7 protein-coding genes are annotated in these 17,280 nt (G+C 53.9%); all 7 read left to right on the forward strand.

From position 1 onward, the window contains the following. The first annotated feature begins 15 nt into the window (after positions 1–15). The 7 genes from LX87_RS04510 to LX87_RS04540 all read left to right on the forward strand — a co-directional run bounded on the left by LX87_RS04510 (position 16) and on the right by LX87_RS04540 (position 17,255). Complete coding sequence (locus LX87_RS04510; RefSeq protein WP_111626952.1) at positions 16–2,433, forward strand: ABC transporter permease; 2,418 nt, start codon at positions 16–18, stop codon at positions 2,431–2,433. Between the two features lie 62 nt (positions 2,434–2,495). Continuing rightward, complete coding sequence (locus LX87_RS04515; protein ID WP_111626953.1) at positions 2,496–4,892, forward strand: ABC transporter permease; 2,397 nt, start codon at positions 2,496–2,498, stop codon at positions 4,890–4,892. 40 nt (positions 4,893–4,932) lie between these two features. Further along, positions 4,933–7,305 carry an ABC transporter permease gene (locus LX87_RS04520; protein WP_111626954.1) on the forward strand — a complete coding sequence of 791 codons (2,373 nt, stop codon included), beginning with the start codon at positions 4,933–4,935 and terminating at the stop codon, positions 7,303–7,305. A gap of 97 nt (positions 7,306–7,402) precedes the next feature. After that, positions 7,403–9,871, forward strand: a complete 2,469-nt coding sequence (locus LX87_RS04525; protein ID WP_111626955.1) for an ABC transporter permease — start codon at positions 7,403–7,405, stop codon at positions 9,869–9,871. A gap of 57 nt (positions 9,872–9,928) precedes the next feature. After that, positions 9,929–12,340 carry an ABC transporter permease gene (locus LX87_RS04530; protein ID WP_111626956.1) on the forward strand — a complete coding sequence of 804 codons (2,412 nt, stop codon included), beginning with the start codon at positions 9,929–9,931 and terminating at the stop codon, positions 12,338–12,340. 92 nt (positions 12,341–12,432) lie between these two features. Continuing rightward, positions 12,433–14,841: an ABC transporter permease gene (locus LX87_RS04535; protein ID WP_111626957.1), complete on the forward strand. Its 2,409-nt coding sequence runs from the start codon at positions 12,433–12,435 to the stop codon at positions 14,839–14,841. Positions 14,842–14,882: 41 nt separating this feature from the next. After that, entirely contained in the window at positions 14,883–17,255 is a 2,373-nt protein-coding gene (locus LX87_RS04540) for an ABC transporter permease (RefSeq protein WP_111626958.1), read from the forward strand. Positions 17,256–17,280: the final 25 nt, after the last annotated feature.

Here is a 17,280-nt window from a genome sequence, read left to right on the forward strand (position 1 = left end):
CTTCATTTTCTCTCCATGCTTCTTAACTACCTTAAAATTGCGCTGCGTAACCTGTGGAAACACAAAACGTTTGCGCTGGTCAACGTCATTGGCATGTCGGTAGCTTTTGCGAGCTGCCTTTTGCTGTTTCTGACGGCCTGGAACCAATTGTCCTTTGATGATTTTCAGGTGAACCGCGACCAGTTGTACATGGTGTACGAACAATCCGGACCCACCAACAAGTCGGGGGCAATGCCCGCTCCGCTGACCCCTGCGCTTCGGAAGGAATTGCCGGAAATCAAACATGCTACCCGGATTGTCAGCGGGGGCCGACTGGTTCAATACCGTAATCAGGAGTTCGACAAGAACATTCAGTATGTTGATCCGGATTTCTTTGCCATGTTTTCGTTTCCGATACGGAAAGGCAACCCGGCAACGGCTTTGAACAGCCTGAGCAATGTCGTCATCAGCGAAAAGACGGCCGAAGCCCTTTTTGGAAAAACCGACCCCATTGGCAAGACGCTGTTGCTGCGTCAGGAAGAGGTCTGGAAACCGTTTGTCGTGTCGGGCGTCATTGCCGACGCCCCCGAAAATTCCAGCATCAGATTCGACATTCTGGCCCGGTTTGAAGCCTATCCGGAGTATCAGCCCAATAAAGATCAGTGGGATAATCAATTCCATACGGTTTACGTCCAGGTCGATCCGAAAGCAACCGAAGCGGCTCTGAAACAGCGACTCCGGCCGTTTGTCGCAAAGTATTACGCCAATTCGATTTTAAACCTGAAGCGCGATGGCGGACAACCCGACGAAAACGGGGATCTGACCAGTTTGCGGCTGTTACCGTTCCGCGATCTGCATTTCGATACGGAAATTGGCGGGGGCAACAATTCGCCCATTAAACGGTCTTATCCAATTCTGCTGCTGGTTGTTGCCGGTTTTATCGTGCTGATTGCCTGCATTAATTTCATCAATCTGTCAACGGCCCGCTCCATGACCCGCTCCCGCGAGGTTGGAATGCGGAAGGTGCTGGGGGCGCTAAAGCAGCAACTGGTACTCCAGTTCTGGGGAGAAGCCTTCATTCTGTGTCTGATCGCGCTGGTATTGGGCGGGCTGCTCGCCGTATCGCTGCTTAGTCAGTTTAACGCGATTTTCCGGAGCCAAACCTCCTTCGACGACGTGTTTACGCCCGGCCTGCTGCTTTCAATGACAGCGGTTTTTGTGTTCATCACCTTCGTTGCCGGGGGGTATCCGGCCTTGTTCGTCTCGCGGCTGAACACCACCCAAATTCTGAAAGGCAAAGTCTCACTGGGCAAAACCGGCGCCGTCCGGAACACCCTGCTCATCGTTCAGTTTGCCATCGCGACGTTCCTGATTGGCTGCACCATGATTGCGTGGCAACAGGTAACCTTTTTACGAAATATGCCGCTGGGCTACAACGAAAGCCAGGTGGTCAGCATCCCGGTGGGCGACCGGATCAACGGTCGGCAGGCGCTGAATCTGTTCCGCGACAAACTCGTTCAACAATCGAATGTATTGAGTGTTACGGGGGCATACAAGAACTTTGGCCGGGGCCTCGATGGCTCAACCTTTATATCCATTGTTGGATTTGATCACAAAAACCGTACGGTTCGTTCGCACTGGCAACCCGTCGATTATGATTACCTGAAAACGCTGGACATCAAGCTGCTGGCTGGTCGGGATTTCTCCCGTCAGTACGCAACAGATACCACCACCAGCGTCATCATCAACGAAACGATGGCCAAACAACTGGGCGAGAAAAACCCGGTGGGAACCTTGTTGAACGTAGACGAGAACGCTCCGCCGATGCAGGTGATCGGGGTGGTAAAAGACTACCACCACGAGTCACTGAAGAAGACCATCCAGCCGAATACCCTGCTGATCAGCCACGACTGGCCCATTGCTTATATTCTGGTTAAAATCGCTCCAAATAATGTTCCGGCAACGATGGCTACGCTGAAGAAAGCCTGGGAAGAGGTGGCGCCCACGTCGGAGTTTCAGGGCAGTTTTCTGGACGAAAACACCAACCGGCAATACCAGTCGGAGGAGCGAATGTCGAAGATGTTTATCAGCGCGGCTGTGATTGCTATTCTGCTCTCCTGCATGGGACTGTTTGCCATTGCGGTGATGATGATGGCGCAGCGGACCAAGGAAATCGGGGTCCGGAAAGTGCTCGGTGCGAGTGTGGGCAGCATTGTGGCCCTGCTCTCGAAAGACTTCCTGAAGCTGGTGTTGGTCGCCATTGTCATTGCTACGCCGGTGGCCTGGTGGATGATGGCGCAGTGGCTGGAAGAATACGCATTCAAGATCACGATTGAGTGGTGGGTGTTTGCGCTGGCGGGTTTGCTGGCCATCCTGATCGCATTGGCAACGGTCAGCTTCCAAAGCATCAAAGCCGCTTTAACCAATCCGGTAACCTCACTTCGTTCGGAATGAGGAATTAAGAAATGATGTGTTGGCCGACGTAACCACAAGCTTCACTTATAACTAACAACAACATGCTAACGAACTACTTGAAAATCGCCTGGCGGAACCTGCTGCGCAACTGGGGATTCTCGGCCATTAACGTCTTAGGGCTAACGGTCGGGGTGACGGCCTGCCTGCTGATTAGTCTGTACGTGCGGCATGAGTTGAGCTATGACCAGTTTCACCAAAAGGCCAGTCGGGTTTACCGGCTCGTTACGGACATTAAAACGCCAACCGAAACCATTAACACGGAATCTACGGCCTTTGCCATGGCGAATGCCGTCAAAACCGGATTGCCGGAAGTTGAACAGGCCGTTCGGTTGCTGAACCGGGGCATGCTGGTGCAGCGGGGGGAACACAAATTTCAGGAAGACCGCCTGTTGTATGCCGACTCGGCTTTCTTCCAGGTCTTTTCCTTTCCGTTGCTCAAAGGCAATCCGCAGACGGCGCTGGTGGCTCCGTTTAGCGTGGTGCTGACCGAAAAAGCGGCTTTAAAATATTTTGGTAACGAAGATCCCATTGGAAAAGCCCTGATGCTCGACGGGCAGAACAGCGCAACTGTTACCGGGGTGGTGGCCGATGTGCCGGATAATTCCCATGTCAAATTCGACATCCTCGTTTCCATGGCAACGCTGACCAGAACGTTTGCGCCCGGTATTGATGAGCAGTGGGGGAATTTTGGCCCTATTACCTATCTCTTGCTGAAAGAACATACGAATGCCGCAGTAGTAACATCCCGACTGCCGGATTTGCTGGAACGCCGGGCGGGATCGTTCATGAAACAAAACAAAATGCAGTTTACCCTCTTGCTGGAGCCGCTCACCGATGTGTACCTGCGCTCACCCCGGCATACACAGGGAACCGAAGGCGGTAGTCTAACGAACATCTATGTTTTCTCGATTGTGGCCGGTTTTATTCTGCTGATTGCCTGCATCAACTTCATGAATCTTGTCATTGCCCGGTCGTCGGAACGGGCCAAGGAGGTGGGTGTCCGCAAGGTTGTCGGCGCAGTTCGTAGCCAGTTGACGGGACAGTTTCTGAGTGAATCCGTTCTGCTAAGCTTTATTGCGTTTATCCTGGCCGGTATTCTGTGCGAATTGTTACTACCGGCTTTCAATACCCTGTCGGGTAAAATCATCAGCCACAGTCTGTTTACCGACGGAACCTACTGGCTTACGCTGCTGGGTTTAGCGGCTTTGGTGGGTGGTTTCGCCGGGATTTATCCGGCGCTGGTGTTGTCCAGCTTCAAGCCGATTGCGGTTCTCAAGGGGCGTTTCGTAAGCAGTTCACAGGGTATTTTACTCCGCCGTACCCTGGTCGTCGTGCAGTTCATGATTTCGGTTTCGTTGACGATCGGGACGCTGGTGGCTTATCGTCAGTTGAATTTTATGCGCAACCAGCAACTGGGTTTCCAGAAAGATCAGACGCTGGTGGTGAGCCTGCCCGACCGGGATTACATGCTGAAAAACCAGCGGGCACTTCGAAACCAGATGGCGACCCTGCCCGGTGTGCAGGCTGTGGCCGTTTCGTCACACCTGCCCGGTGGCGGTAGTCTGGGTGCCTATACCGAGATTGAGAACACGATGGGCGAGATGCAGGCGGCCAACATGGGGCTGTATTCCGTCGATTTTGATTTCCTGCCGCAATACGGCGTGAAGGTGGTTGCCGGACGGGTTTTCTCACCGAAATTTTCAACCGACTCAACCCAGGCGCTGGTCATCAACGAAGCCGCGGCCCGGGCGTTGGGCTACCATTCACCCGATCAGATTATTGGCAAACGGTTTTCGCAATGGGGCCGAAAAGGGCAGATCATTGGTGTCGTCAAGGACTTTCATACCAGTTCGTTGCGGGAGAGAATCGAGCCGCTCACGCTGCGCATCGAACCCAGTGACTTTTCGCTTTTTTCCCTGAAAGTCAAAGGTGTCGATGTAACAAAAACCATCCGGGCGTTGGAGCGCTTCTGGAAAACCGCCGTGCCGCAGCGGCCTTTCGATTATTACTTTCTCGATCAGGCATTCGATAAGCAATACCGGGCTGAAGAACGGTTTGGGAAGCTGTTTCTCTACTTTTCGGGACTGGCTATTTTCATTGCCTGTCTGGGATTGTTTGGCCTGACTTCGTACACAACGGTCCAACGAACCAAGGAAATTGGGGTGCGCAAAGTACTGGGAGCGTCGGTGCCCAGCATTGTTCTGCTGCTGTCCAAAGACTTTTTAAAACTGGTTTTAATAGCCGTTATTCTGGCGTCTCCGGTGGCCTGGTGGGCGATGGATACTTGGTTGCGGGATTTCGCGTACCGAATTAACGTCGAGTGGTGGATTCTGGTGCTGGCGGGCGTACTGGCCATTGCCATCGCGTTTCTAACGGTTTCCTTCCAGTCCATCAAAGCGGCTTTAACCAATCCAGTGAAGAGTTTAAGAACGGAATAAAATTATCTAAACCCTTCCGCCAACCGGTCCGACAACAACTATGCTACGTAACTACTTCAAAACTGCCTGGCGCGGTCTTCTCAACAGCAAAGGCTATTCGGCCATTAACATTGGCGGGCTGGCCGTGGCGCTGGGCATCGGTATTCTACTGCTCTGGTGGGTGAAAGACGAACTTAGCTTTGACCGTTTTCACACCCACAGCGACCGGATTTACCGCATTAACGGCAGCTTCGGATCGAGCGAGTCGCAGCAGTTTTCGGGGCAGATTGTCGCTCCGGTAGCGGCCTATGCCCGGAAAAACATGCCGAATGTGGAGGATGCCGTGCGGGTTGTGGATAGTTACGATATGTCGCCTTTCAAAGTGCAGGATAAAACGCTCGTGGAAGAACGAGCGATGTACGTCGATCCGGCATTTTTTACCTTTTTCAATTTTGAATTCATCAAGGGAAACCGGGCGCGGCCGTTCCCGGACTTGCAGTCGGTTATCCTGACGGAATCGGCGGCAGTACGGTATTTCGGGCAAACGGATGCCGTCGGGAAAGTGCTGTATTCCGTTTCCAAGAAGCAGAACTATGTCGTCAGCGGGATTATGCGGGATTTTCCGGACAACTCCAGCATCCGGGGTAATATGCTATTTCCGCTGGAACTTGTCGCCAAAGCCTATCAGCCGAACGATTACTGGAAGTCAATGGACTCAGATTGGGGTAACTGGTACGCCAGAACGTTTGTCCGCGTTGATCCAAAAGCCGATCTGGACAAAATTGCCAAAACGCTGACCGACGTTCATCACGCCAGCAATCAGTATGACCAGGTGACGGTATACCGCCTGCAACCGCTGAAAGACATTCACCTCTACCGGCCCGACGGTACGCCGGGAGCCATGCAGGAAGTTAAAATGATGGGTATTGTCGCCCTTGTTCTGCTGGCCATTGGCTGCATCAATTACGTGAATCTGGCGACGGCGCGGGCCACGCAACGGGCCAGGGAGGTGAGCGTTCGGAAAGTCGTCGGCGCGGGCCGTGAACACCTGATTGGTCAGTTTCTGGCGGAGTCGCTGCTGATTTTCGTGATGGCTCTGGTGGGAGCAATAGCCCTGCTCAAAGGGCTGGAATCGACCTATCAGGAGCTGGCGGGCAAGTCACAGCCTTTTTCGCTGCTCGATCCGCAGGTCTGGCTGGTGCTGGTTGGGGCGCTGGCGTTCACGCTGGCGGTTGCGGGAATCTATCCGGCGGTGGTCCTGTCGTCGTTTGAGCCGCTGAAGGTGTTGCGCGGCAAAATGGCGACGGGTGGTAAAGGTGTAACATTCCGGCAAACGCTGGTCATCGTCCAGTTTGCTTTCTCAACGGCGTTGATCGTGGGGACGCTCATCATCGGCAACCAATTGCGGTTTTTGCGGGAACGTAATTTAGGCTACGACCGTGACAACACCTTTGCGTTCTGGATGACCGGAGAAATGGCGAAGCATTATGATGCGGTAAAAACCGAGTTGCTGCGTCAGCCAAGTGTGCGGGGTGTAACGGCTTCCAACAACAATCTGCTGAGTATCGGCAACAGCACCGGCGATACGGACTGGGAGGGGAAGCCTAAAAATAGCATGTTCATTGTCAGTCGGATGCAGGTGGAAAAAGACTTTATTTCGTCTTTCGGGCTGAAGATGGCGTACGGTGAAACGTTTACCGGCTCGCCCGCCGATTCGATGCACTACATCCTGAACGAAACCGCCGTGAAAAAGGCCGGGATCAAAAAACCGATTGGCAAAAGCTTTACGTTGGGGCAGACCAAAGGCATCATCATTGGCGTCATCAAGGATTTTCATTTTGCCTCCCTGCGCCAGAAAGTGGAACCGGCGGTTTTTTACTACCGTCCTAACAACAACTTAAGCCGGATTTACATCAAAACCACCGGCCTCGATGCTCCCAAAGCCGTGGCCGCAGCCGAAAAGCTCTGGAAGCAGTACAGCCCGGATTATCCATTCGAATACCAGTTTATGGATGTGCAGTACAACGAAATGTATAAATCGGAGCAGCGGACGGGTCAGTTGTTCAACTTCTTTGCGGGCATCACAATCTTGGTTTCCTGCCTGGGTTTATTCGGGCTGGCTACCTTCACGGCTCAGCAGCGGACGAAAGAAATCGGTATCCGCAAGGTGCTGGGCGCGTCGGTGACGGGCATTGTGGCCCTGCTCTCGAAAGACTTTCTGAAACTGGTAGTGATTGGAATTGTCATTGCTTCACCCATCGCGTGGTGGATGATGAGCCAGTGGTTAACGGAGTTTGCCTATAAAATTGACCTGGACTGGTGGGTGTTTGCGCTGGCGGGTTTGCTGGCCATCCTGATTGCGTTCGCAACCGTGAGTTTTCAGAGCATCCGGGCCGCCCTGATGAACCCGGTTCGCTCGCTGCGCTCGGAATAAAGAATTCGGAATGCTGAATTATGAGTGAAGAATTAGAAATGAATAATGCGTCAGCCAACTCTTAATTCTTCACTCATAACTCCTAACTCTCCAATGTATGCTGAGGAATTATCTGAAAATTGCCATCCGCAATCTGCTGAGAAGCAAGTCGTTCTCAGCTATCAACATCCTGGGGCTGTCGGTCGGGATGACGTGCTGCCTGCTGCTGCTGCTCTATGTCCGGAGTGAGATGTCATTCGACAAGCACCACCAGCATGCCCGTGAACTATACCTGCTGGGGCAGGAGTCGCGCGTTGGGCAGGGCAAAGGAGAGATGTGGCCCTCCATATCGGCTCCCTACGCGTTTGCGCTAAAATCCGAATTTCCGGAAATTGAACAGGCAACCCGGCTCTGGGTCAACATGATCGACGGGAAGGCGCTGTTGCAGGTGCGGGAAGGAGGCAAGGCGCTGAAATCGTTTTATGAAACCAGAGGCTACCAGGTGGACTCTACCTTCTTCGACCTGTTTTCGTACGAGTTTACCGAAGGCAGCGCCCGCACCGCGCTGGTAGACCGGAACTCGGTGGTCCTGTCGGAAGACATGGCGTATAAGCTGTTTGGCGATACTCCGGCGCTGAACAAACTGATTCGCATCAGCGGCACGATGGGGGGAGGAGAAGATTTTAAGGTAACGGGTGTTTACCGCGACGAAAGCGCCCGTTCGCACATCGACGCGCGGTTTTTTTTGCCGCTTTACTCCGGTTGGGTCGGCAACTTTCTGCGGAATGAAAGGCTGGATTTCGCCAGCAACAATATGTTTACGACCTACCTGCGGTTACGCCCCGGAACCGACGTGCAACAGTTGGAAAAGAAACTGCCCGCGTTTGTGGAAAAGTACGCCCGCAACGACCTGAAAATGGTAGGGTTCAATAAACGGCTGTTCCTGGCTCCGGTGCCGGACCTGCATCTTTACCACGATTTCAAAACCGTGGTCACCCCCACCAACACCACAACCTACCTGTATATTCTGGCGTCGATTGCGCTGTTTACACTCTTGATTGCCTGTATCAACTTCATGAACCTCTCGACGGCCCGCTCGGCCAAACGCGCGGCTGAGGTGGGCATCCGGAAGGTCATGGGCGCCGAACGGGGCGCTTTGATCGGGCAGTTTCTGGGCGAGTCGATGGTGCTGGCGTTGCTGGCCCTGTTTATAGCCCTGGGAATGGTTGCGCTTCTCCTGCCGGTGTTCAACCAGTTGACCGATAAGACGTTGCACCTGTCCGAGCTTTTCGAACTGCGAATCATTCTGGCCTTTCTGGGTTTAGCCATGCTGACGGGGCTGCTGGCCGGTAGTTACCCGGCGCTCTATCTGTCGCTGTTCAATCCGGCACAGGTGCTGAAGGCGGGGACCAGCAGCGGCAAGGTTACCAACATGCTGTCGGCTACGGCCCTGCGTCGCGGGCTGGTGGTGTTTCAGTTTGTCATCTCGGTCGGGCTGGTCCTGGCCACGTTTGTCATTCAGGAACAGATGCGGTTTCTACGGAATAAGTCGCTGGGTTTCACGCAGGATCAGCAGATTGCCATTCCGCTCCGCAGCAGCGAATCCCGCGGTATTTATACGACTTACCGCAACGAAATCCTGCGCAACAATCAGGTGGCGTCGGCTGCCGGAACGCAGTATTATCCGGGCATTGTCAATGCCAGCGACTTTATGTTGTATAAACCCGAGCAGAGCGTGGCCAACGCCCAGAGTATCAAAACCAACTGGGTCGATTACGATTTTCTGCAAACGATGGGTTTCCAGCTGGTAGCCGGGCGGTTGTTTTCGCGTCAGTTTCCCGGCGATACGGCCAACCGCATGGTGGTCAACGAAGTGACGCTACGGAAGTTGCAGATACCGCTTCAGAAAGCCATTGGCCAGAAGCTGAACTTCGACTGGCAGGGCCAGACGCATCAGTACGAAATTGTGGGCGTGCTGAAAGATTTTCACTACGAAAACCTGCACCAGACCATTGAACCCTACGGGTTTATGCTGAACAATCGGCCCAATTACAACTACATCATTGTGCATGTCAACACGGCCAATATGGAGCAGGTGCTGGGTTTTCTGGAACAGAAATGGAAATCGCTACGGTCCGACGAACCGTTTGAATACTCGTTTCTGAACGAAGATTTTCAGAAAAACTACCAGGCCGAGGCCCGGACTTCGCGGATTGTGGGCTATTTCACGGCCATCTCTATCCTGATTTCGTGCCTGGGGCTGTTCGGGCTGGCGGCTTTCGCGGCCCAGCAGCGGACGAAGGAGATCGGCGTGCGCAAAGTGCTGGGCGCGTCGGTGGCTAACATTGTCTTGCTGCTTTCCAAAGATTTTCTGAAACTGGTCATTGTCGCCATCCTGATTGCCTCACCGATTGCGTGGTGGGCCATGAATGAGTGGCTCCAGGATTTTGCCTACAAAATTGCCATTCCGTGGTGGGTGTTCCTTGTCGCCGGTGCGCTGGCCCTGCTAATCGCATTCATTACCGTCAGTTTCCAGAGCATCAAAGCCGCGTTGATGAATCCGGTAAAAAGTTTAAAAACGGAGTAGAGTAAGTAGCATATCAATCTCTATCTCGTTTTCCTCCATTGCTTTAAACCTTCTCAAATGCTACGTAATTATCTGAAAATAGCCTGGCGGAATCTGGTCAAATACCCCACTACAACCGGTATTAACGTTGTGGGGCTGACGTTGGGGCTGGCAACCTGCCTTCTGATCGGGCTGTTTATCCGCAACGAACTCAGCTACGACGATTACCACACGAAAAAGGACCGAATTTACCGCATCGGGATGACGCGGACGTCCGGGGGCAACGTGGAACAGGGGGGTGTTACGCCGTATCCATTAGCCCCGGCGCTGCGAACGGATTTTTCCGACTGGCCGAAAATAGCCCGGATTCACGCGGAGGAGGACCTGACCGTTGTTGTCTCTCCAACAAAGCTTTTCAAGGAGGACAAGGTGGTTTTTGCCGAGCCGGAACTGCTGGATATATTCGATTTTAACCTACTGACCGGTGATGGTTCGGCTATCTTAAGCCAGCCTAATCAGGTGATTTTGAATGAAAGTACCGCCCGAAAATACTTCGGTACGGATTTACCTATTGGTAAAACGCTTCGCCTGGGCAATGATCTGACGGTGGTAGTGAAAGGTCTTATGCAGGATGTGCCGGTACAATCGAATCTGCCCGCCAGTATGCTGGTCTCGTTTTCGTCGATGAAAACCTATTTCCAGTTTGGAATCGAACAATGGGGCCTGCGATCGGGCGGTAGTGTCTATGCCGTGTTACCCGAAGGCCATTTGCCCGAAGAATACGCAAACCGGCTACGTCAGGCAGCAAAGAAGTACTTTCCTCAGCGGGCCGGGGAGACTTCCGAACTGGTCATGCAACCCCTGCGCGCTATTCATTTCAGCCCGGCTTTTGACGGAACGATTCTGACGCCCGCCATTTCGCCAACGTACCTCTATGTATTTGGAATTGTTGGGTTGTTCGTGCTGCTGATTGCCTGCGTCAATTTTATCAATATGTCGACCGCCCGCGCCATGATCCGCGCCCGGGAGGTGGGTGTTCGGAAAGTGATCGGGGCAACACAGAACCAGCTGGTTGCTCAATTTTTGAGTGAAGCTTTTTGGGTAACGGCTTTTTCGGCGGTGCTGGCATTGCTGCTGACGTATCAGGTTATGCCGCTGGTCAACGACTTTATGCAGAAACAGATTGCCTTTGTCTGGGGTGAATCAATCGTTTTATTAACGGTCCTGGCCCTGTTGACGGGCTTGTTGGCGGGTTTGTATCCGTCATTCTTTCTGGCGCGGTTCCAGCCCATCCGGGTGCTGAAAACGGCGGCCGAGCCGGGGCGGGGCAGTATGGCCTGGTTGCGGCAGGGGTTAGTGATTTTTCAGTTTACGATATCACTCGTGCTGGCCGTAGGCGTCATGGTTGTATACCGCCAGATGAACTTCTTCCGCGACAAAGACCTCGGTTTTGATCAGGAAGCCATCGTGGAGGTCGGATTGCCCGAAGCAAAAGGCTTGCAGGAGCTGGGCCAGTCGCTGCGGCAGATTCCGGGCGTCGAGCAACTTTCGTTTGCCATCGGAGCACCAACGTCAAACAACAATTTCGATACGTCCATCCAGATCGAACCGGCCAATCCAGATGAAAAAGTAGGTATTTCGCTTAAACTTGCGGATGCCGATTACCTCCGGACGTACGGACTCAGGTTGTTGGCGGGGCGGTTTTTCGAACATCGTGACACGCTGGCCATTGCGAACACGATTCCGCAAGCCGAGCGGAGGTTTCTGTACGTTGTCAATGAAAATACCGTCAAGGCGCTCGGCCTATCGAAGCCGGAACAGGCACTGGGTCGCAAAATTCGGGCGGGTCTGTATGATATTGAAGGCGAAATCATTGGCGTCGTCCGGAATTTTCACACCAGTTCCCTGCGGGAGCCGATGCGGGCAATGGTGATGATGAATTTTCCCTCCCTTTACTATTCGGCGGGTATAAAGCTGCGAACGAGCGATTATGTCGGTACGCTGGCGGCCATTGAAAAAAGCTGGAAAAAGATTTTCCCGAACGCGCTGTTCGAAGCAAAATTTCTCGATCAGAGTTTGCAGGCATTATACGAAAACGAGCAGCGGCAGTTTACGCTCCTGCGCGTGTTTGCGGGGCTGGCCCTGGTCATTTGCTGCCTGGGATTGTGGGGGCTGGCGTCGTTCGTGATAGAACGCCGAACCAAAGAGATTGGCGTTCGGAAAGTGTTGGGCGCGTCGGTAGCCGGTATTGTGGCACTGCTGGCAAAAGATTTCCTCAAACTCGTGTTGGCCGCGTTGCTCATTGCTACACCGATTGCCTGGTACGCGATGGACCGTTGGCTGAGCGCGTTCAGCTACCGCATCGACGTGGAGTGGTGGGTGTTTGCGCTGGTGGGAGCCGGAGCGGTTTTGATCGCCTTTCTGACGGTATCGTTCCAAAGCATCCGGGCGGCCCTGATGAATCCGGTGCGGTCGCTGCGCTCTGAATAGTCAGTTTAGAACGATGAGGTAAGAATGGTGAGTTGGCTCCGCCAGAATAAAAAGAATTCGTCATCAATTCTTAACTCTTTGCTCCCAAAAATATGCTATTCAACTACTGGAAAATAACCGTTCGGGTGCTGTTCAGAAACAAGGTTTACAGCCTGACCAACATCGTGGGCCTTAGTGTAGGGCTGGCAACCTGTGGTCTGATTGCGCTGTATATTTTCAACGAATGGCGGGTGGACCGGTTTCACGAAAAGGGGCATCGTATTTACCGGGTGGTAACCAATACCGTCACCAAAGGCGAAACCGAACGGGCAGCCAATACCGTTGGGCGGCCGCTGACGCAAGCCATCCGGCAGGAGGTTCCTGAAGTTGAAGCGGTGGTGCCGATTCATTGGGCGAACTTTCCGATCAAACATAACAACCGGTATTTCTACGACCAGGAGTTGTATGTGGGGGAGGATTTCCTGACCACGTTTACGTTTCCGCTGCTCGAAGGAGATCCGAAAACCGCCCTGCGCGAACCGTATACCCTAGTGTTGACAGAGAGCACAGCCCGTAAGTATTTCGGCGACGGCCCGGCACTTGGTAAAACTTTGATGCTGAGCGACACCCTTCCGTTTAAAGTCACGGGCGTTCTGGCCGAACCGCAGCCTTCCCACCTTTCCTTTCAGCTACTGCTGTCGATGCCGACATTCTATGCGGTTGGCAATACGTCTGAAGGGCAATGGTTTACCTGGGATGAATTCTGTTATGTGCTGCTTCCCGAAAAGGCCAATCGGGCCGTAGCTGAACAGAAAATTTCGGCCCTGCCGATGAAATACAATGCGGAAGAATACCGCAATAATGGTATTTATATAACGCAATCGCTGGAAGCAATGTCCTCGATTTACCTTAATTCGACCGGGATTCCGGACCCGGGTGGGGCTAATCGCGCAACCGGTAGTGCGAAACAACTGCAATGGCTGGGGGCAATCGGTTTATTTCTCCTGTTGCTGGCGATCATCAACTTCGTGAACCTGACCACGGCCCATCAGGGAGAGCGGGCGAAAGAGGTAGGGGTTCGGAAAGCCATTGGAGCGGGCTATATGGCATTGGTGCTTCAATTTCTCGGCGAATCGATCCTGCTGGCGTTTCTGGCCGGAATGCTGGCGGTGGTCCTGCTGCTGGGGACCTTACCCTTTCTGAATGAATTCACGGGAAAGACCATTCCGCTGTCTATGCTGACCCAACCCGGTACGGTTTTGATGGGTGTTGGTTTTTTATTGCTGACGGGCCTGCTGGCGGGATGGTATCCGGCCTTACTGCTGGCGCGTTTCCGTCCGGTCGATACCATGAAGGGACAGGTTGTCACGACCAAAGGGGCTGGATTGCGTCGCGGATTGGTGGTTTTTCAATTCGGTATCTCGCTGGTCCTCATTATCAGTACACTGGTAGTAGTCCGGCAATTGCGGTTTATGCAAAGCCAGAGCCTGGGATTTAATAAAGAACGGGTGCTTACGGTGGAATTGCGCAAATTACCACGGCTGGATTTTATTCAGAACTACGAAAGCCTGAAGCAGCAGGTGGCGGCTCTGCCCACTATCAAGTCGGTATCGGGCGTGTCGGCTTTGCCGGGGCGCGACGGCTGGAACGGCCAGATCGTTTATCCTGAAGGTCGGCCGTCCGATCAGCCGTTGTCGATGGAAGTGATCCCGGTTGATCATGATTATGTCAAAACGCTGGGCCTTACGATTCGCAGCGGGCGCGACTATTCTAAACGCTTTTCGACGGATGCAGGGCACGGTGTGCTGCTCAACGAAGCCGCCTGCAAAGCGATCGGCTGGAAACCCGACGAAGCCATTGGCAAACGGATCCAGTCAGCGGGACTCGACGATGGTCGGGTGGTGGGTGTTATAGCCGACTTTCACCAGCACGGTTTACAGCAAAAAATAAAACCGGTTTTGACGTTTATCACCCCGGCTTATACGTATCGCTATTTATCGCTCCGGCTAGGGGCGGGTGATGTGCGCACAACCGTTGCGGAGGTAGAACGGTTCTGGCAAAAGCGGTTTCCCGGCTATGATTTCGACTATTATTTTCTGGATGAAGATTTTAACCGCCAATACAAAACCGAGCAGCAACTGTCGGCCCTGTTTGGCGTGTTTGCCGGATTAGCCATTTTCATCGCTTGCCTGGGTTTGTTCGCGCTAACCAAGTTCACCGCCGAAAAACGGACCAAAGAAATCGGAGTCCGAAAAGTGCTGGGTGCGAGCGTGGGCAGCATTGTTGCGCTGCTTTCCAAAGATTTTCTGAAACTAGTGATCATTTCCATCCTGATCGCATCGCCGGTTGCGTGGTATGCCATGAGCAGCTGGCTACAGGATTTTGCCTACAAAATTGACCTGGGGTGGTCGGTATTTGCCATTGCGGGGATCGGTGCGGTGGTGGTGGCCTTTATCACGGTCAGTTTTCAAAGCATCAAAGCCGCGTTGATGAATCCGGTGAATTCGTTAAAAAATGAATAGTCTTGAACCAGGAGTACGCGGATGAAAGACACGAATTGACTATGCTACAAAACTACCTGAAAATTGCCCTTCGTAGCCTCTGGCGCAACAAGCTGTTTTCGCTGGTCAACATCATTGGGTTATCGCTCAGCATGGCCGTCGGAATCGGGATGCTCACCAGCCTGAAAGCAAATCTGGATACCGATCATTTTCATCCGTACCTGGATCGTACGTTTCGGGTGCTGACGGATGCCACCACCTCCGAAGGCCGAACCCGCTGGGCTACGGCCCCACAGCCCATTGCGGCCTCCATCCGGCAGATGAGCATGGTCGAAGAGGTCGTGCAGGTGCGGCAGGGCGGAACCGTCCGGGTACTGACCGATCAGGGCGAATTAGAAATCAACACGGTTTTTACGGAACCTTCGTTTTTCCATGTATTTGGGTTTTCGCTGACCGTTGGCAACGCCAGCACGGCTTTACAATCCCCGCAGACGGTTTTACTGAGTCAGTCCGTTGCGCTCCGGCTTTTTGGGGAACAGCACGCGGTGGGGCAAACGGTATTGTTTGATGGCCTGGGCCGGTTTACAGTAGCGGGTATCATGCAGGAGCCGCCTTTGCGTACGCACCTGCCCGTGGAAGCCGTTTTCTCGCTGCAAGCCGCCCGGAGTCTGGAAAAAGCGGGCCGAATCCCTGTGCTGTCGGAGCAGTGGACGGAGTACAAAACAACGGCTACGTATGCCCTGCTAAGAGCCGCTGACAATGCGCCGGCTTTTCATCAACTCGTAAGCCGGATTAATCAGAAATCAAAATCGGCAGAACCTGGTCCGGCGCTGTCTTTTTCGGCACAACCCATTGAAGATATTACACCCTGGAACCCGGCAATTCAGAACGACCGGCACGCGGGTATAAACTGGGCGGGCATCAGCCAAAGTTTATTTCTGATCGCAACGCTTACCCTGCTGGCGGCTTTCAACTACACCAGCCTTTCGCTGGCCCGGTCGCTCACGCGGGCGAAAGAAGTGGGCATTCGGAAAGCCAGCGGGGCACTGGGGAGGCAGATTGTGGGCCAGTTCCTGACCGAATCGACGGTTATTGCGTTGGTTGCGCTGCTGGTGGGTCTGACTCTCTGGTACACGGTGGTCAACTCGGGTTGGTTGCCCGAATCCAAAGCCCGCGCATTCTGGCCCGATGCGCAATTAACGGGCTGGCTTTTTGGGTATGCATTGCTGACTGGTCTGGTGGCCGGAGCGGTTCCGGCGGGCTTGCTGGCCCGTTTTCAACCCGTTCAGGTACTGCGTAATCTGCAAACGGTTCGGTTGTTCCGGCAGGTCGGCTTTTACCGGGTGCTCATCGTAATTCAGTTTGCGGTTACGACCATGCTGATGGTTTTTCTGGTGATCCTGCGCGATGTCGGTGTGCATACCAGCGATCAGCTCCGAAGCGTATTACCCACCAACGTAGTGCTTTTGACGCTCCGGGGTGAGTCGGTGGCAACGCTCAAACCGCAATTGGAGCAACTAAGTCAGGTCCGGCGCGTTACAGCTGCCAGTCAGGTAGCCATTTACCCGGCGACGATTCCCGGCACGCTGCGTGTGGAAGGAGCATCTTCCCGAACCGTGGTTTCCAAAGTGATTGATGAGCATTACGTTCCGGTTTTTGGGCTTACCATGCGGGCGGGTCGCAACCTGCCGTCAAACCTCTCGCCCACGCGGGAGCAATACGTGCTGGTCAACGAGCAACTGGCGCGGCAACTGCCGGGAAATAAGCCCGAAACCGCCATCGGGCAACGCATCCGGATCGACTCCGCCGATGTGCAGATTGCGGGCGTACTGGCCGAGCCTGATGCCCCGTTGTCGCCCATCCAGCCCACGGTTTTCCGGTACAAACCAGCTCAGGCTACGTTGCTGGCCCTGCAAACCGAGCCCGGCAGCGAGTCTGCCGTTCTGGAAGCCAGCCGCCGGATCTGGCAGGAGCGCGTGCCCAACCGTCTGCCCGAAGTATACCGCTATGACGAAAAAGTGAAGGAGGACTTTGAGAAAGGATTTGGGACGGTAAATCAGTTTTTCGGGTTCTTCTGCGGCCTCGTCATGCTGGTGGCCTGTCTGGGTATTCTGGGTATCTCGGCGTATGCGGTGGAGGTCCGGACGCGCGAAATTGGTATTCGGCGGACGCTGGGCGCTGGCCCGGGCGAGGTGATCTGGACGCTCTCAAAAACGTTTATCAAACTGCTCCTGTGGGCGGGTCTTTTTGGTTTACCGGCGGGCTGGTTCTGCGGGAAACTCCTGCGCGACCGCATGGCTTCCGGGGTTGATCTGGGGCCGGTCAATCTGCTGATTGGTTTTGGTCTGGTGGTACTGGTGGGGGGCCTAACCGTACTGTCGCAAACCGCAAGGGCTACCCGAATCAAACCGGCGGATGTGTTGCGGGGCGAATAAAACCAGCTTGTGACGAAAGCCGTGT

The organism is Larkinella arboricola (assembly GCF_003259745.1).
In the GTDB taxonomy this organism is placed as follows: Bacteria; Bacteroidota; Bacteroidia; order Cytophagales; family Spirosomataceae; genus Larkinella; species Larkinella arboricola.